The organism is Rossellomorea sp. FS2 (assembly GCF_047915635.1).
Taxonomy (GTDB): domain Bacteria; phylum Bacillota; class Bacilli; order Bacillales; family Bacillaceae_B; genus Rossellomorea; species Rossellomorea marisflavi_A.
Genome location: NZ_JBLRVS010000025.1, coordinates 40,072 through 65,725, shown reverse-complemented (window position 1 = coordinate 65,725; position 25,654 = coordinate 40,072). Strand labels below are relative to the sequence as shown.

At 44.5% G+C, this 25,654-nt stretch carries 26 protein-coding genes; 8 read left to right on the top strand and 18 right to left on the bottom strand.

Going from position 1 to position 25,654, the window contains the following annotated elements; all coding sequences use genetic code 11:
- Positions 1-175: 175 nt before the first annotated feature.
- The gene (locus ACNA6I_RS23440; RefSeq protein ID WP_416314295.1) at positions 176-868 is read right to left on the bottom strand and encodes a toll/interleukin-1 receptor domain-containing protein; all 693 of its coding nucleotides are present in this window, start codon (positions 866-868) and stop codon (positions 176-178) included.
- Positions 869-1,217: 349 nt separating this feature from the next.
- On the opposite strand from ACNA6I_RS23440, the gene ACNA6I_RS23435 reads away from it, so the two are divergent.
- The 7 genes from ACNA6I_RS23435 to ACNA6I_RS23405 all read left to right on the top strand — a co-directional run bounded on the left by ACNA6I_RS23435 (position 1,218) and on the right by ACNA6I_RS23405 (position 6,113).
- Positions 1,218-1,787 carry a recombinase family protein gene (locus ACNA6I_RS23435; RefSeq protein WP_416314294.1) on the top strand — a complete coding sequence of 190 codons (570 nt, stop codon included), beginning with the start codon at positions 1,218-1,220 and terminating at the stop codon, positions 1,785-1,787.
- A 184-nt stretch (positions 1,788-1,971) separates the two neighbouring features.
- Positions 1,972-2,703, top strand: coding sequence for a YiiX/YebB-like N1pC/P60 family cysteine hydrolase (locus tag ACNA6I_RS23430; protein ID WP_159130450.1), 732 nt, complete (start codon positions 1,972-1,974; stop codon positions 2,701-2,703).
- A 64-nt stretch (positions 2,704-2,767) separates the two neighbouring features.
- Entirely contained in the window at positions 2,768-3,727 is a 960-nt protein-coding gene (locus ACNA6I_RS23425; RefSeq protein ID WP_416314293.1) for a hypothetical protein, read from the top strand.
- Positions 3,728-3,751: 24 nt separating this feature from the next.
- Complete coding sequence (locus ACNA6I_RS23420; RefSeq protein ID WP_159130452.1) at positions 3,752-4,207, top strand: hypothetical protein; 456 nt, start codon at positions 3,752-3,754, stop codon at positions 4,205-4,207.
- Between the two features lie 413 nt (positions 4,208-4,620).
- Positions 4,621-4,911 carry a recombinase family protein gene (locus ACNA6I_RS23415; RefSeq protein WP_416314292.1) on the top strand — a complete coding sequence of 97 codons (291 nt, stop codon included), beginning with the start codon at positions 4,621-4,623 and terminating at the stop codon, positions 4,909-4,911.
- A gap of 165 nt (positions 4,912-5,076) precedes the next feature.
- The gene (locus ACNA6I_RS23410; RefSeq protein ID WP_416314291.1) at positions 5,077-5,586 is read left to right on the top strand and encodes a stage II sporulation protein P; all 510 of its coding nucleotides are present in this window, start codon (positions 5,077-5,079) and stop codon (positions 5,584-5,586) included.
- 44 nt (positions 5,587-5,630) lie between these two features.
- Entirely contained in the window at positions 5,631-6,113 is a 483-nt protein-coding gene (locus tag ACNA6I_RS23405) for a tyrosine-type recombinase/integrase (RefSeq protein WP_416314313.1), read from the top strand.
- A 16-nt stretch (positions 6,114-6,129) separates the two neighbouring features.
- Here the strand turns inward: ACNA6I_RS23405 and ACNA6I_RS23400 are convergent, their stop codons facing one another.
- Together ACNA6I_RS23400 and ACNA6I_RS23395 are read right to left on the bottom strand one after the other, a co-directional pair.
- Entirely contained in the window at positions 6,130-6,510 is a 381-nt protein-coding gene (locus ACNA6I_RS23400; RefSeq protein ID WP_416314290.1) for a hypothetical protein, read from the bottom strand.
- Between the two features lie 16 nt (positions 6,511-6,526).
- Positions 6,527-6,697 carry a GIY-YIG nuclease family protein gene (locus ACNA6I_RS23395; RefSeq protein WP_416314289.1) on the bottom strand — a complete coding sequence of 57 codons (171 nt, stop codon included), beginning with the start codon at positions 6,695-6,697 and terminating at the stop codon, positions 6,527-6,529.
- 295 nt (positions 6,698-6,992) lie between these two features.
- Here ACNA6I_RS23395 and ACNA6I_RS23390 point away from each other — a divergent pair, with 295 nt between their 5' ends.
- Positions 6,993-7,289, top strand: coding sequence for a hypothetical protein (locus ACNA6I_RS23390; RefSeq protein ID WP_416314288.1), 297 nt, complete (start codon positions 6,993-6,995; stop codon positions 7,287-7,289).
- A 732-nt stretch (positions 7,290-8,021) separates the two neighbouring features.
- Here ACNA6I_RS23390 and ACNA6I_RS23385 read toward each other — a convergent pair.
- The 15 genes from ACNA6I_RS23385 to ACNA6I_RS23315 all read right to left on the bottom strand — a co-directional run bounded on the left by ACNA6I_RS23385 (position 8,022) and on the right by ACNA6I_RS23315 (position 25,157).
- Positions 8,022-8,168, bottom strand: a complete 147-nt coding sequence (locus ACNA6I_RS23385) for a hypothetical protein (protein ID WP_416314287.1) — start codon at positions 8,166-8,168, stop codon at positions 8,022-8,024.
- Between the two features lie 201 nt (positions 8,169-8,369).
- Positions 8,370-8,645: an AbrB/MazE/SpoVT family DNA-binding domain-containing protein gene (locus ACNA6I_RS23380; RefSeq protein WP_416314286.1), complete on the bottom strand. Its 276-nt coding sequence runs from the start codon at positions 8,643-8,645 to the stop codon at positions 8,370-8,372.
- Between the two features lie 20 nt (positions 8,646-8,665).
- Positions 8,666-9,877, bottom strand: a complete 1,212-nt coding sequence (locus tag ACNA6I_RS23375; RefSeq protein WP_416314285.1) for an NlpC/P60 family protein — start codon at positions 9,875-9,877, stop codon at positions 8,666-8,668.
- Entirely contained in the window at positions 9,864-10,496 is a 633-nt protein-coding gene (locus ACNA6I_RS23370) for a hypothetical protein (RefSeq protein ID WP_416314284.1), read from the bottom strand. Before ACNA6I_RS23370 ends, ACNA6I_RS23375 begins: the two co-directional genes overlap by 14 nt.
- 16 nt (positions 10,497-10,512) lie before the next feature.
- A complete protein-coding gene (locus ACNA6I_RS23365; protein WP_416314283.1) occupies positions 10,513-12,786 on the bottom strand; it encodes a CD3337/EF1877 family mobilome membrane protein in 2,274 nt (757 codons plus the stop codon).
- Complete coding sequence (locus ACNA6I_RS23360) at positions 12,786-13,220, bottom strand: lipoprotein (protein ID WP_416314282.1); 435 nt, start codon at positions 13,218-13,220, stop codon at positions 12,786-12,788. Before ACNA6I_RS23360 ends, ACNA6I_RS23365 begins: the two co-directional genes overlap by 1 nt.
- Positions 13,217-15,760: an ATP-binding protein gene (locus ACNA6I_RS23355; RefSeq protein WP_416314281.1), complete on the bottom strand. Its 2,544-nt coding sequence runs from the start codon at positions 15,758-15,760 to the stop codon at positions 13,217-13,219. Before ACNA6I_RS23355 ends, ACNA6I_RS23360 begins: the two co-directional genes overlap by 4 nt.
- Complete coding sequence (locus ACNA6I_RS23350; RefSeq protein ID WP_048014320.1) at positions 15,750-16,169, bottom strand: conjugal transfer protein; 420 nt, start codon at positions 16,167-16,169, stop codon at positions 15,750-15,752. The genes ACNA6I_RS23355 and ACNA6I_RS23350 overlap by 11 nt, the downstream gene beginning before the upstream one ends.
- A gap of 38 nt (positions 16,170-16,207) precedes the next feature.
- The gene (locus tag ACNA6I_RS23345) at positions 16,208-16,429 is read right to left on the bottom strand and encodes a hypothetical protein (protein WP_053072152.1); all 222 of its coding nucleotides are present in this window, start codon (positions 16,427-16,429) and stop codon (positions 16,208-16,210) included.
- A gap of 15 nt (positions 16,430-16,444) precedes the next feature.
- On the bottom strand, positions 16,445-17,422 hold the full coding sequence (locus ACNA6I_RS23340; protein WP_416314280.1) for a conjugal transfer protein: 978 nt from the start codon (positions 17,420-17,422) through the stop codon (positions 16,445-16,447).
- A 66-nt stretch (positions 17,423-17,488) separates the two neighbouring features.
- Entirely contained in the window at positions 17,489-17,767 is a 279-nt protein-coding gene (locus ACNA6I_RS23335; protein WP_416314279.1) for a hypothetical protein, read from the bottom strand.
- Between the two features lie 30 nt (positions 17,768-17,797).
- Positions 17,798-18,688, bottom strand: coding sequence for a replication-relaxation family protein (locus tag ACNA6I_RS23330; RefSeq protein ID WP_416314278.1), 891 nt, complete (start codon positions 18,686-18,688; stop codon positions 17,798-17,800).
- Positions 18,689-18,699: 11 nt separating this feature from the next.
- Positions 18,700-21,168, bottom strand: coding sequence for an ATP-binding protein (locus tag ACNA6I_RS23325; protein ID WP_416314277.1), 2,469 nt, complete (start codon positions 21,166-21,168; stop codon positions 18,700-18,702).
- A gap of 785 nt (positions 21,169-21,953) precedes the next feature.
- Positions 21,954-23,399, bottom strand: coding sequence for a primase C-terminal domain-containing protein (locus ACNA6I_RS23320; protein WP_416314276.1), 1,446 nt, complete (start codon positions 23,397-23,399; stop codon positions 21,954-21,956).
- Positions 23,400-24,269: 870 nt separating this feature from the next.
- Positions 24,270-25,157, bottom strand: a complete 888-nt coding sequence (locus ACNA6I_RS23315; RefSeq protein WP_416314275.1) for a helix-turn-helix domain-containing protein — start codon at positions 25,155-25,157, stop codon at positions 24,270-24,272.
- Positions 25,158-25,654 lie beyond the last annotated feature (497 nt).

Sequence of the window (25,654 nt, the reverse complement as noted above, 5' to 3'; positions counted from 1 at the left end):
ACAGATGGGAACGACTTTTGTTTAATGAAAATATCCGGTACTTCAATAAAAGAACTTATCCTGCATGATTAATATATGCGTAAAGACCCTAACAATAAACTCCATATTCAATAGTAAAAAAGATTGATCTATTTAAGATCAACCTTTTTACTAACGAATTATTTACTAATAGGGTCTAGACATTGACAAGTTCTTCAAGCTTAGTTGCGATGTCTTCTATTGAATCCTCTGCAGTATTCAGACCGCTTCGCGATCCGAGCAAAGGACTGACTTCGCGAAGATCTTCATACGTAGTACCGTGCACAATCGGAATAAGACGGTCACGAGAGAGGAGTACAGAGAGTTCTTTATCGGCGATGCCCTCTGCTGGAAGGCGGCGTAGCATTGCAGGGGTCACAAGGACAAGACCAACTCGTGAATTCACCAAGCCCTTGTCTATTGCGCGAAGTAAAGGTACGCCCAGACCAACGTCCTTTTCGCTGAACCAGACGGAGACACCAAGTGACTCTAGTAAATCGTGTAACTCCTTGGCAATCCCCTTGCGATCATCCCACGCATGGCATAGGAAGACGTCGCGCAGGTCTGGTTTATCTGCTAGTTTTTCTACATTCTGACGGACTGGAGTGAGTGCCCTAACTTCTTCAATGGTGTATGACACGGACGAGCCAGCCCTAGACCACCGTGGCTTTGCACTTTGTCTGGATGCCCCGTTATTACTTTGGCTGTTCACACCCCTAGGCACCGAGGAATAAGACGGAGATGAGTATGAGCTGTAGCCGCCGCCATAAGAACGCCCACCGCATGCTGGACAGTTGGCTCTGGCGCTAGCTGATTTATGTCCCCTTACTGGAGCTGTGCATCTAGCCATTTCTATTTCCCTCCAAAAGAATTGATTTTTTGAAATTATTCATCCTAATACCCCCTTAAATATCTGTTAATTTTTATTTTTCAGACTTGTTTATTGTATCAAAAAGAAAGCTAACATGTAAAATATTTACTAATTTTACGTAGTCAGATTTTTAAAGTAACTGACTAACTACTTCTTGAAATTGATAGGATGGATTTCCATAAAACGAAGGTTAAGTAGACATCTATTTAGCTATGTATCCAAATAGTCCATAAACCCGTACCTAAGTTCATAAACCCGTCCTTTTTTCTATGTTGACCGTTCCATAGGTTTTGTGTACGATTAAAGCATAAAAAAGGGAGATGTTGGTATGAAAATTGGATATGCGCGGGTGTCGACGAAAGATCAGTCCCTCGAGCTGCAGAAAGATGCGCTGGAGAAATATGGGGTTGAGCGAATTTATGCCGAAAAAGAATCTGGTGGAAAATGGGATAGGGAAGAACTGACCAAATGCTTGGACCACCTTCGATCTGGCGATACCTTAGTCGTCTATAAATTGGATCGTTTGGCCAGGAGTCAGAAGCAGCTGATCGAAATTGCCGATCGCCTACGGGAAGAAGACGTAGAGCTCGTGAGTATCTCGGAGCAACTGGACACGAGGACAGCGATCGGCAAGGCGATGTTCGGAATGATTGGGGTCATGGCTGAATTGGAACGAAACATGATCCGTGAACGAACGTCCGCTGGGTTGGCTGCAGCACGCGCCAGGGGCAGACGCGGAGGGCGGCCTAAAATGAATCCGGAAAAGATCCGGTACGCCTTATCTTTATATTACGCCAGAGAAATGACGATCTCGGAAATCACCGCGGAAACGGGGGTAAGTAAGTCGTTATTGTATAAAGAGCTGAATAAGCGCAATTTGCAGGAGGCTACCGAGTAATCGGTAGCCTGTTTTTTCACCTTTCATCTACATAGCACTTTGTATGAGAGGGTTACATAATGAAGTATGAAATAAATTAATTTTTGTAATTATATGAATTTTATGGAAATTTTAGATATTTATAGTATAATAACCTTAGACCGGTCAAAATTTTATAGGAGTGATTACCCTGCGTTTTAATAAGATGGCTTCAAAATGTGTAGTTGCGTCAGTTATATTGTTTTCTGGTTTAGGTGTTGGATCTGCCTTCGCATCCCCTTCAAAAGAGAGTGTTTCACTTACAAAAGTACAAATGGATGCTATTGAAAGTACTGCTAAAGAAGCAGGAATTGATAAAGCGGAACTTACCAAGGAAGTAAAAGAGCAAGAACTAAAAGCTAAGATGCTAAATAGTGAAAGTGAACCAAAGAAGTTGGATTACGAAGAAATTGAGAAATACAGAAAACCTGGAACAGATTCCAAATTTGATGCATTAGCTACAAGTAGTTCTGTTGGTACAGAAGGAGACGTGCTAGCTACAATGGACTCAAGTTCTTCAAAGGGCATATTTAATTACGGACATGCTGCTATTGTGCGATGGGATGATAATTACACAATCGAGGCCTACCCTAATGGAGGGGTTCAATACAAAAAGAACGATTGGAAAACTAGGTATAATAAGGTTAGAGGATTTTGGGTTAAGGGCGCATCATTGAGCCATTACGATAAAGCTGAAAATTATGCCAAAGCCCAATTAGGAGAGCCTTACAATACTGGTTTTGGTAAGTGGCCGACAGACAGGTGGTACTGTTCTCAACTTGTTTGGAGAGCTTGGTATCAGCAAGGGTTTGATATAGATGATGGCGGTTCAGTTGTTTCCCCAGCCGATTTGTATAACAATGATGGTGGTGCTTTAACCATGTTTTATTCTAAATAATGTATGAATATTTCTGGCGAAGATAATTATTTATCTTCGTCCTTCTTTAAAAGGGAGAGTTTCTATGAAAAAAATAATTTTGATAGTTATATCTATTTTTTTACTCAGTATCGCTTTTTACATCTCAGAAAATAAATCAAAGTATGATATTGGTCTAATATATACTAATTCTATGGAGCCAAAAAGCGAATTGATACGTTATGATTTAGAAAATAAGTCCAAAGAAAAATTATCTATTGATGCCCAAGGCTTAACGAACGTAGTAAAAAAAGAAAACAAGATTTTACTAACAGGTAATCATGGGAATATTCATGTTGAAGTGACTAATAACAAAAAAATTGCACAAAATGATTATGACTTTCCTACAAATTTCTTCAAAGAATGGGAAAATGTAAAAATTTTTAGTTTGAATAAAGAATTGGAGAAAAATATATTAGTTGTTAAGACTAAAGATGAGGAGAAAAAAAAGGAATTAGAAGGATTCTTGCGAACAGGCACTATACATAACAATCAAATCTATGTTTTTGCGGACCTAGTTCATAAAAAAAGTTCAATACTATATATATTAGACATGGAAGGTGAAATTAAGAAACAAATTGAGCTAGATTACCATTTTGCAGACGATATGTTAGTGATAAAGGACGAGCTAGCAATATTGACAAAAGAAAAAATTACATATTTGAATACTTCAACACATAAAATTAATTACATAAAATTGCCATTCGAGGACCCTGTTCATATAAACCTTGTTGATGAGAAGTTCCTAATTACATCTTCCGATGGTGTATTGGGCTTATTTAATGAAAAGTTCGAACTAATAAATTCTATAGACACAAAAAGATTTATAATGAAGACGCGGGTTAAGGATAATAAAATATTTATCTTATTACCTCAGATTGAGGCAGGACAAGATAATAATATTGCTCAGTACTCTTTATCCAAGGATAAAATTAAATTCACAAAAAAGTATAAAATACCCGATAACACCGAAGAACTTCTAGTTCAAGATTTTTACTTAGAATAATAATTCAAGGGGGCAACTGTAACTATGAAGAAAATTAAATATGTAATGCTTATTACTTTATTATTGATTCTAAGTGCATGTAACAAGGATTTGGCCGACCAAGACCTCCCCTCACCTGACATTTCGTACGGAAAAGAAAAAATCAAAACACAATCTATCGAGAGATGCTGGGGCCTAGAAGATTGTCAAAAAAAGCAGAAATCCACAGATGATGTAATTGCTAAAGAAGAGATTAATAATCTTATTGAAGCACAAGGTGATTCCAATATTTCAATTAAATTTAGTAAGCCTAAGCCTGATACAATTAATTATAAAGTCAGAGAATTAGATGACGAATACATGACCGTAAGTGAGGATGGTTCAATTTTAGTTCCTGATCAAAAAGGTGTGTACACTTACGACCTTTTAGTGTATTGGAACACAAATAAAGGTCAGACAGAGGGAGAAATTGTTTACTCTTTTCAAATCGAAAGGAATTAAGGAATGATGGCCCCACATAAGCCAGATTAAGAACCCATGAAACCAACTAACCATATTTTTATCGGTTGGTTTTTTGGTGTATCCAAACCTTATTTATGTTATATATCTATTCTCCATAACATTCTTTCAAACTCTTAAGGAATCGTATACAACCTTGATACCCAACTATATCTTTAACCTCTTGGAGCAATGCCTTCGACCCTTCAGGGCTACGTAATTTGATCGTTCTCATATACTTCTCCAAGAAAAATCCCCTAGAAAATTACTATCACATCCTACTCATGTATAGTTAAGCTCTTACACGAATGCACCTTCCATCAACTTTACAAAGGATTACTATACTTCTCATACCTTCATCCCTAGTCTCGGTGTCTGCTAGAGGAGGTTGAAGAAGCTCATGAATCTAAGAGCAATTGGATAAAAGGACAGTGATCGACAAGGCCATGTTCGGCATGATTGGAGTCATGGCCGAATTAGAACGAAACATGATCCGTGAACGAACGTCCGCTGGGTTGGCTGCAGCCCGGGCCAGGGGCAGACGCGGGGGAAGACCTAAAATGAATCCGAAAAAGATCCGGTACGCCTTATCCTTATATGATGCACGCAAGTTGACAATTTCCGAGATCACAGCGGAAACCGGTGTAAGCAAGTCGTTATTGTATAAAGAGCTGAATAAGCGCAATTTAAAACAGGCTACCGAGTGATCGGCAGCCTGTTTTGTCGCTTTCCTTCTATTATATGTTCTCATACTGCTACCTTATAGATGTCTATATTAATCTAAAATGTAAGATAATTTACAAATAGTGGTATTACCCCCGTGTATTCCTGAGTATAATAGTAGTAGTAACATTCTAAAGGAGGTCTATAGTTTGAAGAAATTATTAGTAGGTACTGCGTTCTCGCTCATTTGTTTAACTGGCTGTCAGTCCAATGCCCCCGCCTCTCCCAAAAGCGATTCTGGAATAGATGTAAGTCACACAAAACCAGATACCTCCAATGAGTACACCCTATACCATTCAGAGGCTAAAGAAGTTCTCCCTCAAGATCTATATAATCAATACCAGGACGCTAAGGTGGTATTTAAATTCGATAATACTGTAAAAACAGATACGTTCACCATTGATCAAGTGGATATACCAAGGGTCTCTTTAGAAGTAAGTAACACTACCGAAAATAAAGGACTAGCTTTTAAACTGCATGATCTTATGGAGACTACATATCCTGGACTTTCTAAAGGTGTTCAAACTCAGGCTGGCCACCAGATAGATAAAAATGCTCCAGCTGATGCCATCATAATTAATTTAGGGCATACACTAGGATCCTCAGAAGAGAAATATGCAGCTTTAGAAATTGTTCAGAAGATAATTAAGGATAGTTAATTATGGGCATTGCTAAATAAACTTCAAATGGACCAGGCAAGTTTATCGGGTATCTAGGGTCATTTTGTTGGCTTCCAATATCCCTTGGGATCAATACTGGCCTCTGGATCAGCGACCTGGTCAAATTGAAGGTCGGCGACATCTATGGGAAGCCTTATGCCGATCTGCTTAAAAAGAAAACGAAAAAGAAACGGCGACTCCACTTAATCGCGATCCAAGAGGACATTGTTGAATATTGTATAGGGAAGCAGCCGGATGATTTCTTGTTCCCCAGTAAGAAAACAGACATTCATATCAGCACCACCCAGGCTTACCGGATCTTGGTTGCGGCTGGCGAATGGATTGGTCGTCACGACATCGGCACCCATACGATGCGGAAAACCTTTGGGTATCATTATTACAAGCGGACCAAGGACGTCTATACACTTATGGAGATTTTCGGCCACTCTTCCCCCACGATCACGAAGAAGTACATAGGGATCCGTGAAGATGAGATTGCTGATAGCTTGAAAGATTTTCGTTTATAAAGCCCTTTAAATGGCTTTATTTAATTTTCACTAGAGATTTTCTCCGTTTATCCACTTTGTAATCTTCTGCGTTAGCTAGCACTTCCATAGACCCCTTGATCTTTTGCAATGCCCTTCTCGCATTTTCATTGAAACTATAAACATCAGGGAGTTTTTCCATAGCCTCGATTAAAGTTAGGACTTCATCGGACGCTTTCTTCATATTTTTGTCCATTTGTTCTAATGCGATTTCATAGGATTTCCTTCGATTAGTCATCGGCTCATCATTATTTCTGGCTTTGAAATGCGCCCAAGACAATTCCGGCAGTTCAAAGGAAAGCCTTTGCTCATTTGAATAAATCACGTTGTATTTGGGCTTATATTTTGGGCTTATATTTGGATATGTAATAAATTTCATATATCCGCATTTCATTTTAATTGCTCACTTCTGCATATTCCACCTTGGCGCATTCCTCATAACATTCTGGAGACAAGTGGCCTTGCGCGGTGAAGTGTTGGCTCATGAGCCTGGCATTCAAATGATTGGTTCTTCCTATATAGATGATTTGCTCTTCTTTATTAATGAATCTGTATAGATAGTGCATCTTCGCCCCCCCTTTCCTTTTTTCTCCATTATACCAACGTAAATATCAAGGGGACCCTATTGAGACACATCGAACCCGCATTGCTTCGTTGCCCCAAAAAATATTTTTAAGGTACTCCCTATTGGGAACACAAAAAAATCCCAATCTATACTGATTGAGATTTTTTGACCATTATGCGTTGTGTTTCATTGTAGGAAAACTGGATAAATTTCTTAAATTGTGTGGTACAATAAATTCACATCGAGTGAATCCGTGCTCCTCCCATTCTTTCAACGGAAGGAGTGTGATGTCCGGTATGGCTCAGCGTCGTAACAAGGTTGTATGTTCTCCAGACAAATCAACCGAGGACCAAGGCAGTACTGCCCAATCTGGAATTCCAGAAGGGGCTTTAGGATTTACACACCGTTGCAAAGGTATTTCAAATGTTTTAGGTACACTGATATTGCCAATCACTATTTTCACTACGCTTATGTCTGTGTGTTTCTGCCTGATTGTATTGAATTCCTTTGGGATCTCATTCGATCCTTTTGTGAACGTGCTTGAAGTTTTAGGCCCGGTAGCAAGCAACATTCATCAACCACAAAACAACTAGACCTACTTAGAAGGCTTACTCTTAGTATGTGGGGATCTACCAAGACTTATGTATGAACCCTGGAGAATGGACGCTTCAGGATGATGACTCGGTAGGATTGTCAAAATAGAGGTAGGTGCGGTGGCATAGTTGCGATGTTCCTTTCACCCTCTGAGATGTTAAGTAAGAAAAAGCCCTCGTAGCGCCAACTACGAGGGTTTTTTCGTGTGGTCTCATTGTTAGAAGACCGGCCTGGGCTTCGAGTGCGAATTCCCCCTGGGAATTTTCTCGAAGAATTGCTGCATGTGGTTGGACGCCACATTCATTTACGGATGGATGCGAATCGACTGATTAGTGAATACCGATTCTTCATTTCATCCTTGCTAGGTAGTTGGAATTTAGAATGTGTTTCCGACACATACGAAATACGTTGATCTGCGCTATGAACAGTAATCTGATTGGACTGTCAGTCTATGCTCCGGCAGGTCTCATTGTCTAGATTGTAGTGTTCTCCATGGTTAAAGTATATCACTTCTGTATACAAAGTAAACCAAGAACTTTTAAAAACCAACTATGCTAACCCTTTTGTAGTCGTTCGTCAATCAAATAACCCCAATTGTCAGACATTGACAGGAGATATTTCTATATATGCAAAATTTAGGGGCAATACTTATATTAAGAAGGATGACGATTCCAAATCACAACCAAATCATCGCTATCGTTTTTTTAATAAGCCTATTTGGTAATGGTGCTCTATATCGCTTCTGTGATGGACTCTTCTGATGAACCAAAATGTTCCCACGAAATCTCATTAGCACGCTTGAACTTACCTGCAATGAAGAAATTATTGAATTCGTCAGAGTATCCAAAGCCCTTTTCTGTGGCTGGTCTTGGCTTCATCTTGTGACCACAATCGTGGCAATAGGTTTCAATACAGGATTTGTCTACATAGTGTTTTCTAATAGTTTGTACAGATGTAATCGAGCTGATTCAGTGTACCTTATGGTGTTCCTCTATTTTATCTGACCCTGGCTCATTTTACCGATTTTTCAAGCTTATAGTTATAACCAACAATTGACTACAACCCAGAAAAAATAAATGTTAACCAACGATTTCCTTCAGTTCCTCCAGCAATGCCCTTGCCCCCTCAGGACTCAGTGTAATCTGACCGTAGCCATACGTTTGATTCCTTGGAGAAATTTCTCCTGTCACGTCACAGGCGGCTTCTGGCTTATACTTCTGCAATGTGATAATGTCATCTTCCACGAAAATCTCCATTGGATCCTTCTCTTGTATCCCTAACACCCTGCGTATTTCTTTAGGAACCACAATCCTCCCGAGCTCATCCACTTTACGTACAATTCCTGTACTTCTCATAGGTTCATCTCCACTTTCATTTATAGGCGCTTGACTCGGCCATTGAATTTTTCTTCCCAATATCCTTGGGTCATGTCTTCGATGGATACTCCTTTATTCGTCTGCGCTCCTATAAATTCGCCGTCTCCGATGTAAATTCCTACATGCCCATCCCGTTTATAGGTGTCAAAGAAAACTAAATCGCCAGGCTTCATGTCACGTTTGGCTATGGGTTTCCCTAAGTGTTTCAGCGTATCCGTGCTGGTGGAGCCGAGAGGACCCACGTTGATCCCTGCTTGGTCAAATGCCCAATGAACAAAGCTCGAACAGTCAAAGCGCCCTCTGGATATATCACTTTGATTCCGACCGCCCCCGAAGACATATTGGGAGTTCCCAATCCACTCGCGTCCAACATCGACCACTTCAACCCCACTTTCTTCTTGGCTTCCCGTATCAATGGCCACATAGCCGTCTACATAGGAGTCCGCGAATCCCATGACCTCTTCCACATACCAATCCGCATGGTTATAAGCGAATACGGCTTCTCGGATGTTCCCTTCAGAAGCGCCGTTCGACGCAAGGTAATTTGCTGCCGCAAACACTGAGTCCTTCAGGTTATTGGGATCAGCTTTCCCGTCTCCATCACCGTCTACCCCGTACCCACCGTACTGTTTAATCGCCTCGGGATCCGTCAGCTCGGACTCTGATATATTCCCTTTCCCCAAGCCACTGCACGAAGGGTGATTCCATCCTACCCACGTACACGGCATGAACTGCATATGACCGGTGGCCCCGACAGGGGAAATCATCGGTTCGATCGTGGAAAACCGGGTCTCGACCCGGTGATGGGCCGCAAGTAGGTTCCACGGCACGCCGTACTTTTCTTCGGCCTCTTTGTAGACCGGGATGAATTCTGCCGGGATCTCATTTTCTCCAATCTCTGAGATGCCTTCCCCCCAGGTCACTCCATCCGTTGAAGCCGGTTCATCCCCACTAGTTGCTACAAGGATAATAAAGGTAAATGCAAGTCCTGCTAAAATGATCAGCACAACCACTACCGCGATGACGGCCGGCCACCCGATGCTGATGGCCGCAGCCCCGCCCGTTTTCGTGGCCACTCCGGCAGCTGCTTTCTGAACAATTTTTTTACCGGCCTTCTTGGCCACATGTTTCCCGGCTTTTTTGGCGCCAGCTTTTCCTACTTTCCCTACCGTACTTTCTTCTGGAATGTCTGATTCGTTAATTCGGGACATTGACTCTCACATCCTCTACCTTCCATTCTCGTTCCTCTTGGCGTACGCTGACCAGATACCAATCTTCGGTTTTCGTCTTTGACCCGTCCGGGGCTTTGGCTTCTCCTGTCACCATCACGTTCCAGCGAATGACCGATGTACTTTGATTGACTACGGGTGTGACGGACGTTTCATCAACCGTTAAATACGACCGCCCTAGAGGCTCACGCCGGTCATCATCCCTCTTCTTCTTATAGAAGGAAGTCTTCATCCAAGGCTTTGATTTCTCGAGATACTCTTCTGGCTGATCGGCACTGTACGAATGGAATGACCGGGCGAACGCTACGGCGACTTCCTTACTCTCTTCGAGCTCTTTCTCAGTAAAGTGCTCAGTCTGATCGTAGGTATTTTCTTCTTCGGACGTTGCGGTTTCGTTTGGTTTTACTTCGCTAGTGCCTGACTCGGAATAAGGGAATTCAACCGTTTGGTCGGATCCTGTCTCCACCGGTTTGGACTCCATTTCATAATTGCTTCGAAATACAAAGGTTGCGGAAAAGCCGATGACCAGGAAGACCGCCAAGAGGAAGAAAAAGAGTTTGAGTCGGTCCGATTGACTGTTGTGAATATCCCATCCAAACATCCTCCCACTCCTTCCATTATTTCTTCACTCTCTTGGCTTTCACTTGCTGATCGGCTTCCCACTTGGTCAGAGGCTTGTCCTGACTCTTCACATGTTCAATGATTTTGGAGACATTCACTTGTTCACGCTTCAAATTGATTTTTTTCTCGTTTCGTTCAAGAACCTGATGATTGATGTTTTCCCGGTTGATCCTTTCATCTTGAACCGTTCGGTTGGTTTCATTGGTCTGGCGATTTCGCTCTGAGACCTGACGGGTAGAGGTTTCATTGTTCTCGTAAGAGGCATTGTTGTGATGGACTTGATCTGTCCGATGCTTTTCCTTGATTTCATCGTTCAATTTCGTTCGACTGGTGATGTCGTGTTTGCGATTGTCTTCCATATTGCGCGTTTCTTCAAGATGTTGGTCGCTCTTGTCATTTATGGTGTCTCTTTGGGCATGGCTATTTTTCAGGTCTATTGTACGCTCTGATTTGCGTTTTGTTGACTGGACCTCTGGTTGATCCGGGTTCTCACGTGCAGAAGCTGACTCACGTTGCGCTTTACTGATCGTCCTTCTGTCCGCAAGTGGAGCATTTGCAGCAGTACCTCTCTCCAATCTCCGTTTTCGCAAGTCTTCAATGTTGGTGACATTACTGTCTTTTGGCTTTTCAGTTTCATCTGCCCCATGTGTACGTTCACTTAAGTGTGATTCATCTCGAGCAGACTTTTCCGCCATAAGGTGATGCTGATCCTTTATTTTGGCAGAATCAGTCTCACCTCTCGGTTGAGGGTCTTGATTCATCGAGTGTTCCGTCCCCTCACCCGGCTTATGCTTTCGATTCAATAACACATTCTGAGGTGATTGATGATTAATTGATGGTCCTTTTCGACTTTGATTACGATTGGCCAATGGTTGTTCCCTGGAGCTCTCACCACCGTTTCTTCGGTTCAAATGGTTCATGGTATTCCTCGCTTGGTTATACCTTTGCTTATAGTTCTGTAATGTTTGACCCGTACTGCTTTGAACATGGTTGGCGGCCGTGGAGACCATACCGAATAGCTCTTTCCTCTTCACCCAGATGCCTACAAAACATATGATTTGAAGCACCATCATTCCTAAATACCCTAAGTCTGATGACTCGGTGGCTCGATACAGAATGGCCGAGATCCCGAACAAGATGGTAAGGAGTAACGCAATTCCAATTTTCATCAGCTGCGCATGGAGAAGCTTCATGAACCAATCGAAAGCCGTCTGTTGCCACCTCGGAACGATGGCCATAAGCAATGGAACAGGGGCAAACAGGGCAAGAACTAAGAAAATCATTTGAAACAGGATGATGGAGCCAGAAATGATCAGGAGAAAGACTCCAATGATGCTGTTTCCAATGAACAATAATGGTACAAATGCTGCTCGTTGGCTTATCCCATCCACAGACATCATCACATTTTCCTGATTCTCAACTTCTTGTTTTATTTGTTGCTCTCTTTCCTCCCCTTCAAAAAGAGGATCTAATTCCAAGACTTTATCTACTCTTTCTTTCTCCACATCTGCAGTTCCATATTGCATCAATTTATATGGTTTGCTCACCATTAGATCAAACATTTGATTTCTCATTGAAGCAATACCTTCCTCAGCATTATAAGAGGAACCTGGATTTACTATCCCTGAAGAGACTCCTAGAATTTTGCTTTGAATATCACTGGACCAACTATTCAACCCTCCTAAAACGGTTCCTGCATTTGAGAAAAAACCCAAAGAGAGGACAAAGACAATCAACGCTGAAATAAGGCCTCCCCAGGCTCTACTGCTTTCTCGCTTGATCATTCCTACATAAGTGGCCCAGGCTCCCACGATGCAAAAGATAGTGGTGAGCATGATGGGCCATAACCCGTTAGACATGAAACCCTGTGAATTAAATCCAGCCACATTTTGAATGGACGCTCCTACCTCATCCACTACTCCGGATACAAAATCTAATTCGAACGCTTCTTGGACGATGACCATGGTAAAAGTGGATAGCACTACATTTAACTGCCAAATGGAGTTGATTATCTCCATCAATGCTATATATATCTGCTTCCCTGCTCCATCGGCCCAGTTCCAAGGCATCCAATCACTCGTGGTGTCTACATAGGTATCTAACTGATAATGATGCATTTTATATTCGTTATACTCTAAAGGAACATCACCAACTTGCTTTTCATCAGTTTCTTGAGGAACTAGATTATTTTGTAAACTTGCAGCCACTGGTACCTGAGTAAAACCAAAGATGAAAGTCACTACTAGGACAAACTTAACTAACTTCTTCATTAGTCATGCATCTCCTTTAATACGTTTGGCTCTAAATCTTGAGTCAATGTATCAAAGTTTCGTAGATCACTATAGGAAGTTCGCTTCCATCCCTCTTTAGTTTTAACCACTTCCATTTGTTCAGTTGTAGCGCCACTTGTCTGTGGATTCTCATAGATAACTTCGTAAAAGTAACGGTCTTCACTTGCTTTCCATTCAGTAAGCTTATAGCTTTCTATTACTGTATTATTTTCAGCTTTTTGGTCAGAATTTAAAGCATTTGTTTTTTCTTTAAGCAGATCTAACATCTTCGATCCATCTTTCTGAACCTCTGCGTTTACCCACTCAACAGGAATATCCTCAGGTCCCTTTCCCTCCACTTTATTGCTTCCGCAGGCCACTAACGTAAGAAGGCAAAAGACAATCACTATAGGTGAAAATACGTTTCTCATCATATATACACCCCCGTTTGCTCTCGGTTCTTCTCCGTATCGTAGTCACTGAGCTTTTCTTCCACGGCTTCTGCCACCGGCGGCCGTGTATCAAAGGCATCAAAGAGGTCTTGGAACAAGGCGTTGATGGAGACAACGCCGACCCTTCCGGAGATGTCCTGGAAGAGGCACTGCCCGTTCTGAAGCTCCCTCAGGGTTGAAGCGTTATATTCCGTATGTTTGAGGTTGAGTAGCGACAGCACGTTCTGAATTTCTTGAGGGTCGGTACTCCTGAAGGCGAATTTCATCCCGATATTGTTCTTCATCTTCTCATCAAGAAGATCATCTGCGTTCTGTGTGACAAAGTAGATCCCTGCGTTCATAGAGCGTCCTGCCCTGACAAGCCGTGTGGCCAAGTGGCTTCCCTGACTCGTGTTCAGCACTGCCCAGGCTTCATCAAGGAGAACCACTTTAAAGATGCTTCTATTGGTGTGGATGAACTTTAAGGCGAAGGATGAAATGGGAAGCATCATCGCAACCGACAGCATCTCCGATAGGTTGTATTTTTCATGTGGCGTATCCGGTGCCGGAAGCTCAAGGTTCTGGATTTGAAGGACATTCAGTGCGGTTTCGAGGCTGATGGCCGCATGGTTCTCGCCATTCCCGAATAATAGCTGTGCAAAAGACAGCTCGCTGAACGACCGGATATGCTCTCCTAACTGACTGGCCACCTCATCCTCACTATCTAGTAAGGTCTCCATGACTTTCATCAAACAGGGATTCTCTCCTTCAGCGACGATCCGGACCGCCTGCGTCAACTTGGGGAAACGCTTGGAGTCATCCAGACGTACACCGGTCAAGAAGGTGAGGATATCAAGGGCAAGGGTTTCGGCTTCTTTCCGGTCGTCATGTATGGAGAACGGATCTAGCCTGCCCCGGTCCTCAAGCTTTGCCGAAAGAGAGATGATATTGACCTGATCCTGAAGCTCAAAGAGATCCTCATCCCATTCCCCTCTCTCTCCCTTCGGATCAATCACGAGCGCCTTCCCTCCTGAAAGGACGGAAAGGTAGGTGATGAGATTGGAACTGAAGGATTTCCCTCCTCCGAGTGAACCAAGGAACGCTGCTGAAAGGGCGTTGGTCTTCGTGCCACGGATCCCTTGGGCGGCCCGGTTCGGCATGATGTAGACCGGCTGATCCAGGATTCCCGTCGTCCCGATGAAGAAGCCTTCTCCGTCCCCCAGCTGTTTGGTGGCCCCGAACATGCCACCAGACACGGTCGCAGGCTCCATGTAATGGATATAATCCTTCACATAGCGCTTCGACCCAGGTAAGAATTCATTAAAGGCGAGCCACTGGTCCCCGTAAGGCTGTTCCACCTGAAACATCATATCTTGGTAGTGGTCCTTCACCGTATCGCAACGGCGCTTCAACTCGTCTTCATCGGATGCCGATACGGCGATGACGATGGAGGTCTTGATGAGGGGCATCCGGGATTTTTGCAAGTGAGCTTCCAGCTCGTGGGCTTCCTGACGGCCTTCGAGTACGTTGAGGCCCGTGTCATTCCCCGTCTCCCTTGCGTGACGGTCCTGATCCTTCAGCTCTTTCTGTTTGTTCCGGACGGCCGATAGGGCCTTCCGGTTATCCATCGTCTCGGTCCGGATGCTGAGTTCAACTGGAAAATCGAGACTTTGGATCGTATAGATCCATTCCTCGTTCGGAAACTCCATCTCAAAAGGAACATTGGAAACGGTCAGGAATGCGACATGCCCTTCTCTCTCCTCCCCTTCCTGGATCTGCTTCAACACGAGGCTTCGCTTCGGTGTATCATCGATAAGCCCTTCAGAGAGCCGCAGGACGTCATGATAGAGTGGTCTTCTGACTGTGACATGACCGTCTTCAAATTCCTTGTAGTGCACGCTGTAGGCGGGGCTCCAGTTTTTTAGGATGGGGGCTTTTCCGATCCCCCGGTAGAAGTTCCGTCTGATGAGCCACTGGATGGCTTCCTCGCTGACGGGTTCTGCTTGAAAGCGAGAGTAGATCTTGTTGTGGATGCGACGTTCCGCCTTTCGGTAACGCTTGATTTCATCTTCGACGATTTCAGGCGCATCGAGCCCTGTCGTTTCATTCACGGATCCGATGAATTCCTTCCACGCTTCCTTGATGTCCTGAAGGAGCGAGTTTTTCTGGGTTTTTTCGGGCTTCGGCAGCTTCACGCCTATATAAAACAGATATTCCGTTCCTTCCTTTCCAAGCAGGCGTTCCAGTTGATCGGCAGCATCATCCGTATGCTTGACCGCCGCCTGCTTGAGTGAACCGGATAGTCGGCTCTTGAAACGCTCATGCTTCTCCTGGATCGATTGGAAGTTCGGGACGACGAGCATATGGGTATCAAGATGGATCTGCCAGAAGAAGGCTTTAATCTTCGTGAAAATATACTCCTTCTCATCGTCTGCCAGGAAGTCGTAGTTATAGCCGGAGAGCTGATAATACGCCCAACACGTGCCGTCTTGCGTGAATACAAGGTTCTCTTCAAAATACTTAACCGGAAATTCAATGTTCATCAGCGTCACCTTCCTTTTTGTCGTAGCTGAGTTCCCTGTAACTGATGGAACTCCCATACTTATAAGGCTTCGTGCTGCTGTTCACTTCTTTGTAGCGATTCAGGACGCGCGGGCTGAGATGGTACTGCACCACCCGGATCAAAAATCGGTGTGGTGCTTTCCCATCAAGCAACTGCTTCGTGAAGAACCAGGAGAATAATCCCGGTAGAAAGATATACTCAACGAGTGTCAAATGAATTAAACTAAGGGGAGGGAAGTGATTTAGGATCCAAACGACTATTACTCCCCCTGCAAAGAACCCTATCTGCCGATACGTGAGAGGTATCGGCAAGGGTATATCCTGAATGCCGTAAAGTACCTTTTCTACTTTCCACACGCTATTGTAGGTCCTGACGATTTTAGGCTTCATTCTGACCTCCCCTCCCCGTCTTGATCACCATGCCCGGCTCATCCCCCAAACACCGTGGTCCATAGCTTACTCCCCAAACTGACGACGCTGTCCGGTTGAAAGATGAAAACCCCTGTGATCATCGCAAAGACGGCGAATCCGATAAACTTGGAAAACTCACGACGGACGAGAAAAAAGATCGCGATGGCCCCGATGACGACCATAAAGACGGCTCCCATTTCTGTCGAAAACCAGTTTTGGAGATTCTCTCCGAAATTCATACTGTATCCCTCCTATTAGTGGTGATTGATTTGCTTCACGAACCACCGGTCGGCGTCCTTCGTAATCGTTAGCTGGTATGGATAGGCGACCTGCCCCATCGACTCATTTTCTGTGAAGAGGACGGTGACCGATACGTCATAGTCATCCTTCTGTTGACCCTTTTTCACAATGAGGTTTTGGACTTCCTTGAATGTCATGATGCCATTCATCGATTGGATGGAATTTTCTTCGATGTAGTAAGACAGCTCTTCCTGTGTCCCGGTGGTGTAGACTTTGAAGAACGTGTTCAGGAAGGAGGTTGCTTCTTTCCGGATCTTCGAATCATCTACCTTTCCTTTTTCATTGACTGTGGAATCAGCTTTGATGTCTGGTTTCTTCGGGGATGCGACAAAGTAGGGAATCTGGTGAACCACAAACGACCTTCCGTCTGTCTTCACGGGGATGTTGATGAATTTCTCATGGGGTCCGGACGTTTCTTCCTTTGGCTCCGGAGGATCTTTCTTATCCTTTTTTGCTTTCTCGACGGCCTCCTTATCCGGAGGCGTCACTTTCTGTAACTCATGGGTGACTCGAAGGGTCACAAGGGCGGTATCCTCTCCTGTTGCCTCGACGTTCCACACTTGTGCGTCATGAAGCTTGCTGCTCCATTCCATACCATCATACGAGAGGCCTGCCTGTTCATCGAGGCCATCTGCGATGTAGGGGGCGAGACGATCAGCACGGTCCTTTATCTTTTCATCTTCACGTTCCCAGTTAAAATACTCTTTTGCGAAGTTTTCAGAAAAACTCTGGCCTCCTTCGGATGCTGCTAGATTCTTTTTATCACTCACCTCCTGTTTCAGTTCCTCCGATGAGACGGCCCCGGCATCGGCATTGCCGACTCTCACAATGGCCACGACGGATAAAAACAGTACGAGTGTAAAGCCGGTCCAAAAGATGCCCTTCATCAGCTTTCTCCTGAATATCGCTTTCGGATATTCACGCTTCTTCATGGTCCCCCTCCTTACTTCATCATTTCCTTCATGGACTCCCTCCGGCGCTCCTTCCTCCTCGCTTCTTCACCGATTGCCCATACGGCAAGGCAAACGAAAAGGATGATTCCGATCGTGGCCCAAATCCCGATGGGCATAAAACCCCTGCACCCAGCCTAAAACGTCATCTGCGGCCGCCTGGAACGCAGGGTAACGATAATAGGCCATCCTTAAAAAGAAGTAGCCCACACCTGCCATCAATCCGACTACGACAAGAAGACCGATCAGCCGTTTCAAGACGGAGAGGACGAACTCCCTGATCACCGGTTGGGATGATCCGGACCCTCTCTTCACCTTGTATCCCACTTTCTCACCTCCTTTCAAGTTCGACAAACATCATTCGATTTTCTTGTATAATCTGTATAATTGCTCGGGGTCACTCGAATGCGCTGCTTTCCATATCGCCCCGTAAGGATCCCTCATGACGTCTTCATATGTGGCAAATAAGAGGGCCCCTCCGATTTTCTCGAGTTCCCTGGCATCGGCCTTTTGTGCATTCCGCATGAGTTGGTTTCGCTCCGTTTCGTTATTGGAGATGAACAGGACGCGAACGGTCCGGATCGAATCCCCAAACACCTGATCCTCCTTGAAGGCCGATTTCCGAACGTACTCGTTGTATCGTCGGATCTTGTTGAGCGTCACATCAATGCGCTGCCGGCTCCTTTCAAGTTCGACAAGGAATAAGATCTGCAGGGACTGCGCCTGTACCTCCCTTTCAAGTACAAACGCCCCGTCCGGTCTGATCACGGTCGTCGCCGACTGTCGGCCCTTCCCCCCTGAATCCCGTATATGCTCCCCGTAATTCCGATACGCCCTTCGTTCCGAAAAGAATTCTTTAAACCCAAACAGGTCGTCGCTGTTGGAGGCGTAGGCCGCCTGGATGTGCGCCATTCGCAGGGAGTGAAACACATAGGTAGGCGTACGCTGGGTCCATCTTGCATCCCAATCCGCCTCCCCGAGGATCTCCTTCGTTTCCTGGATCCCCCTCGTATCAAGCGTGTACACGAGGCGATCATTGCCTCGTGTGGTCGCTTTGGCAACCGGAAACGACTTGATATACCCTTCTGTCTGCAGGGCCTTCATCTGCCTTGAAATCCATGCCCTCGAGTAGGCCTTGCCGTTCGTATGGACAAAGATATACTTTTCTAGATACGACACGTCAATGAATACGAGATCATGAAGTGATACAAATAGCTGCTCTTCGATGTCTCCAATTCGTTTGGCCATTCTCTTCCCCCCTACACAAGCAAATCATCGATGCTGACTTCCTTTTTCTTCTCATGCTGATCCTCCTTCTGGTTTTCATCGGTTTTGTCCGCCTCTTTCTCGTCAGACTCTGTCTGTTCTCGTTCCTCACCTTCTTCCTGGTCGTCCTCTCCCTCATAGAAAACGCTTTCATTTTCAGATTGAACAACGACCTCTTCTTCACGTTCCAGCTCCTCAAGATCCAGGACTTCCTCTAGGGAATCTTGGTGATGTTCAGGTTGTTCTTCTTCAAACTCAAGTGCCTCCTCTAACGTCTGTTGCTTCATGACCGGAATCGAAGAGGAAAACTGAGCCTTCTCTGGTGCTTTCATTCGGATGAGAAAGGGACGGGTGCGCTCGTTTTTCACTTGCATCCTCATGTACCCATAGAAGGGTTCAACCTGTAAATAGTCCTTTTCGCTAAGAGATTCTGAAGGCATCGAACGATTGACGAGATCGGCGTCTTCTGGATTACCCAGCCGAAACGAAACAAATGTGCCAAAATTCCGAAAAATCGCATCAGACACTTCCGGTGGAACCTGACCTTTCAGTCCCTGCATCCCCAAAATGATCGAAGTCTTATATTTACGCAGTTCAGAAGCAAATGACTCGATGGCATCCGAGCTATGTTCCATCAACGTCGGCGCTTCATCGACCATAACGAAATGGTAAGGAAGACGGTCACGCTCTGAAGCATCCGTATCCGCACGACTCTTCCCGGCAAGTTCCGCGAACGTCAGACAGATCGATCCAATCAGCTTCTTCTCATCACTCGTGAGCTCCGATAAATCCAAGAGCACGATACGCCCCTCGTCCATGTTCTCCCGGAACCTGATTCCGTTCGTCTTCGCCCGAAGCATCTTTCCCATGACGCCTGACAGCGTGATCTTTCGGAGCTTATTGAGCGTCGAATTCGTCTTCTGCTGCAGCTCCCGGTCCTTCAAGCCCTGTAAATTCGATAAATACAGGTAAAGATCATTCTCCATGGGATCTTCCCTTTTTAGCCTGGAAAGCACGCTTTCCCTGTAATCGGGGTCACTCAGCAGTCGCTGAAGGTTCGGAAGACTCGCTTCCCCGATCCTCTGCAGGGCAATCCCTCCATTAAGGAAATTGTCATCGATGTTCGGCCCCCAAAAGTCTTTCCACGTGCGCTTCAAGACGTCCGCAACCGTCTGGGCGATCTTATCTTCACTTGTGGCAAAATCGACGTCGTATACATTAAACGGGACCTCTAAGTCTGAAAACTTGATGTACCTCACCAAGTGCTGTTTCTCCGGCGGGACCCGGGCAGCGATGTCCTGGCACAAATCCCCGTGGGGATCAATGACCGTTCCCCCGATCGTCGTACCGGCCCCTTCAAGCTGAATGAGGTCTTCCACCAGGTTATACATGGCCGTCGATTTCCCCATACCGGACATCCCGATAAACGCCGCGTGATACCGGAGCGATGCGAGATCAAACACTACCTCATCACTCGTACCGTGATGCTTGGAAAACCCGATGGGAATGGAAAGAGTGGAACGATCGCCTTGTTTGACCTCCTTCGGCAACGGGGTGGACCTCATCTTCAAGCGATTGAGCTTATTGTTGTGGATCCGTTCGCTCGGCAGCCGCATGATCGCAGCCATTTCTTCCGTACCCAGGACAACACGGCTCTTCATCCGTTGCACGGGGAAAATCCGATTCTGGAACTCCCAGCGAAACAATGGCCGCAGCGTCCGGACCGGCCACCACTCCCGGCCGTGAAGCTGATTGAGCCGTCCACTTGAAAACGTCCCGATGGATCCCTTCGCACTTTTGATCAACGTCTTCGCTTCTTTCTCATCACGGCCAAATCCCACTACCTTGATGGCCATACGTGAAAGAGAGCGTGTCGATTTGCCCTCGATCGCCGATAGATACAGCTCGTTATCCTTTTCAAGCGTCTCATCCCGTTCCCCTTGCCTGTTGAGTTGCCTCGTGATCCCCCTGAAACTCTTTTCCGTACGATAGGCAGGCTGCATGAGAAACTGCATATGAACCTCCTGCCCGTCTTCAAGCGAGTCCAAAAACTCAATCAGTTCAGCCTGCGTATCCACCACCTCATTGTGATACGTCTTGATCGGGACCGTCCAGTGACTCTCGGTGAATAGTTTGGTGCCTGCATGAGGACGAGAAAAATCAATCAGTTGATCCTCCACTTCCACAAGCTCCACCTCGGGATGCTCCGCATAATATTTGCTGCGAAACGCCCTGCCTATCCGTTCATCCGGAACCCATATGAAATACCGTATATCCTCCTTCGTCGCCACGATCTCCCAGCTAATCCACTCCTGCTTCACCATTCTCCTGTACCACGGTCGATACAAAAAACTCAGCATCGTCGCCCAGGCCGTCTCATCCTTGAAATACAAAATCTTCGAGTCCAGCGTCGTCTTCAGCTCATATTTCTTACCACTTTTCGGAATCAAAAATGGCAACACATGAAACCTCAACTCTTCTCACCTTCCTCTCATCCGTTCTCAATGATCGAACCCTTTCTCAATTACCTGCCTCTTTCTTCCCGCCCTTTCCTTTCCGATCTTGACCCTGCACTTGACCTTGCACTTGAACTTTTTACTTGACCTTCTCTCTCTTTCTCTACCTTACTTACTTTACTCTCTATATCTACTCTTACACTACACACTCACACTACTACTACACACTTACTTACCTTACTACCTCACTACTCTCTCCTCACTCAACACTATTCACCACCACCCACCACTACACATACACATTATTTTTAATCCAGTAAGTGGGTTATTTACCTAAGGTCCTGCCAAATGGTCACGGAGTGAAAACCTGGAGGTCCGTGACCATTTGGCAGGACCGGACGCACTTGAACGCCCCCAAAAAGTAAATTAGATGGTAAAGATGATCAAGAGTATTCTTTCACATTTACTTAAACATCTATTTGAATAAATGGTAACATACTGGAAATCCATTACAACATGATAGAAGTCCTGAAAACAGAACATACATTTGTACTACGTGAGAAGTCAAAATTTTCAAACAGATGTCAAAGTTGTAACTATAAGGAAACTGAGATATGCACTATTATGTAATACTCATTGGCCAGCGTAATCCATATAAAGACATATAAGATCCCAACCTCAAACACAATTCAAACAAAACAAAGACTCGTATAAGCAATAATAATTCTAAAGTGCCAAGACAAGCTATAAGGAGAATTTAGATATGTAATGGCAGACTGGCTTATTACTTTTCAACTGCTGTTGGCCCACTCCGCGGGTAGCGATATGGGGGGATTCACGGTAAAGCCGAGCTGTGTTTCTCTGCTTGCGGCCACCTGTCTTTTGATTTCTTCCGGGATCCAGGTTTGTGTTCCCTTTTTCCTTAAGGTGATGATGCTTTGCAGGAGAATGGATTTGCTCGTTAGTGTCGTGACGGCGGCCCTTCCGCGCCCCACACTGTGCTTGATGAGCTGTTTGGATCGCTTCAATACTTCTTTCAAGGATGAAACAGGCATGTTGAATTGCTCGGCAAGGTTCACTAAAGATCCCTTCATAAACGGTGTATCAGGGCTTGTGGCTGTTTTCAGATGGGCGATGATATCTTCTTCCCACTCCGTATAGTGGGATCGCTGTCGGTCTTGTCGCTCCTTCTTGAACTTATACCACCCTTCTTTCCCACAGAAAGTGGCGCGGCCATCCGTCCAAAGTTCAAGAAGTCCCTCAACATAGGAGCGTTTCACGCCTTTATACTTCCCTGAATACGCACTCTTCAGCGTGCGTTCGAATTCTGCACGGCTCAGTGGTGCATCTAAGAAACTATTAAACTGATCCAGTTCATCGTACGCTTCTTCAAAAGGACGCTCACTCGCATAGTTGGCGAGAGCCAGGGTCATGATTGCATTGTTCCGACTTGCACCATGGAAGCCTTTTTGGATCCCTGAAGCCTGGATCAACGCATGGTACCACTCTGAGCGATAGAGAGGCTGAGGCTCATCTGAAGACGATGGCACCAAAGTGAATAGAGCCTTTTGTTCTGATCTTTCGTACTGCTGTGACCACCTGATCAGCGCCTGGGTATCGGCGGGAACGCCGTGAAAATCCAAGATGTTGTCTTCTGTCGGCATGCGATAGAAGCCGAACGGGACACAGTTCCGGTCCACTGGTGCAAATGCACTCAGTGCCTTCCGGACGTTATCCGAAATGCGCTCTGCAATCCTGAGAGACTTATAGTCCTGTTGACTGCTAATGTAAAAGGGTGTTGAAAGCACGAAAAAGCATTGATACCCTCTCGGGGTTTCAAGTAAAAGGTTCGGTTTCGGGAGCTGCAGGGCTTCACATCCTAAATACAGCGCGTACAGGTCCACGTCCTTCGTATCGATATCAAAGGCAATGACGTTGATCTGCTTCAGGTTGTCACGACTGTGTCCCTTGATGATCCTGCGTTTGAAATCATAATAGGTTCCGCCTCTAAAGGTATTGGGGGTCCAGTGGGAGACATGTCCATACTTTTCTCGAAGTGTCTCGTAGGAACTGATGATGTAACCTTTCCCTTCGGTTAACGCTTCCTTGGATTGAGAAACAAAAACGACTCCATTTTTGTACGGATTTTTCTTCAGCTCCTGCTGATAGGATTCGACTCGTTTGATTGGTGCATTTGATCCTTTCCGTTTAAACTGGTCCAGACTCTCATGAGTCATAAACCGTTGGATGTCATGAACCGAGATTGATTTCTCTCCGTAAAAAAGTGAATGAGACACAGAACTCCCCTCCCTCCAAATAGTGTTGAACCAAGTATAACGAAATCGAATTTTGTAAAACGGCTCTCTCTAGAGGAAATGCACCAAAAAAAAAAGAACCCTTGAAGCTTAGAGCCTCAAGGGTTTAAGAAAAAGTTTTAAATTTTTTTCGAGTACACATTCCGCTGAACTTTTGCACCATTTGCACCATTTCATTTTTGAAGGAATCCTTTTATAGCAAGGGAAAGACGATCCGTTTGTGTACACATTCCGCTGGATTTTTATCGTTTTGGTGCATTTAATGTGTACACATTCCGCTGAAAACGGGGGTGAAATGGACGGGTTCAGTCGAAAGAAAAGTAAGTTTATAGGAAAAAGGCTGTCATATCAAGGATATTCATGTGTACACATTCCGCCAGACATCGTTCAAAATGCACCAGTAGTGTTCCAATATCTCATCCATTAGGGGGGCACATTCCGCCAGAACGGCTCTAAAATGCACCAAAGTTGGCACATTTCGCAGCATGGTTCATTTCTTTGCATGAATCCCTTTATCCTTTCCACCATTAACAGCAACTGTTAGGGGGAGTAGAATTTATTGCTATATTTGTACTTGGAACGTTTTTGGGTAAGGATTTAACCTTTTAAACATACAGTTCCCCACAAAAAAACCCTACCACAATTTCAGTAGGGTTATTCCTTATTTTACTTCTCTTCCTCTTCACCAAATAAAAATCCAAAGCCGCACATAAAGGTGAGTGAATTAACAGCGAACAATAAAATCGCACCAATCTTCTTCATGGCAATCACTTTCCTCCTAACTTCAGTCTGCTAGCCTTCAAAATTCAAATTCACTGGTTCATCTTCTAAATCATCCACAGTGTTTTGTTCTGTCACTGGTACACTTTCATCTACAATTTTAAAACTAAGTTCGTCCATCCAAATTTGACCTGAGCCTTGTAGTATTATGCCAAACGCAATGACCTCACTTTTCACTGGAACATCTAGTACTACACTATAATGATTCCATCCGTTTGTTCCTGTAATAGGACGGTTCATCATATTGTCAAACGCAAGAACTTCACCTGAAGAGTGGTCAATTCTCATCCATAAACCAGCTGAGCCTTTCACATCTTCGCTTTTGACAAAAGCAGAAAACTGAAGACGTTCCCCTTGGTAACGCTTAGACTTAATTTGTTGCATCAATGTCGCGAAACCTCGAGCTTTTTCATCTTTTGATTTCAGATAAGCAGAGTAAGTGCCACTGTGTACAATTCTGTTATCCAAACCTGTTTCATAGTCAGATGGAGTGTCCCCCGTCATAATCCAGCCAGTAGGTGTGTTCTTATTATCAGCCATATTTGTTTCCTCCTCATCAATGACATTCCTTAATAATTTTCGATAGCGTACGGGTGACATGTCATATATCTTTCTAAAGGCTCTAGTGAAGGATTCCTGTGAACCAAATCGATACTGCAATGCGATGTCAATCGCACGTTGATCCGTATGAATTAAATCCTTCGCCGCTTGGGCCAGCCTTCGTTCCCGTATATAATCAACAACTGACTTCTTAATCACTTTTTTGAACATACGGTGAAAGTGAAACCTAGAATAACCAGCGTGTTTCGCTAGAGTTTGAAGTGGTAATTCGTCATTCAAATGTTGTTCAATATAATTCAATGTTTCATGAACCGTTCGCTCATGTTCTTGATAGGACAACCGAGCACCTCCTTACCTTACAAGCTTAGTATAAAGGAAGTCATCTTTAAGAAACTTGACTTTTTATGCTATGTTTCAATTTTAGAATTGACTTTCTAGCCATAGTTATCTGCGTATTGGGAGAAATTTTTGATAAAGAAAATACCATAAGGCCAACAGCTATTCTATATCAACGAGTGTTGAAGAAAGTACATTCCCAGTTCAAAAAAGAATATTGGTGCAAATGCAATCCGTTTGTGTACACATTCCGCAAAATTCGACAATAAATGCACCATTTTAACATCCCTCCATACTCTCTATAAATGAACCACCTACTTCAAGGATCAGCAGGCAGGTTCACCTTGAAATTGGTGCAAATTATAGACTGTTTGTGTACACATCCCGCCAAAATATCTGTGCAAATGCACCAAAGGTTGCTTAAACATCATCTTTTTAGGTATATAAAGGTAATAAATGATATTATATGGAAAAAACATTCTTGCAGTGGTGCATTTTAT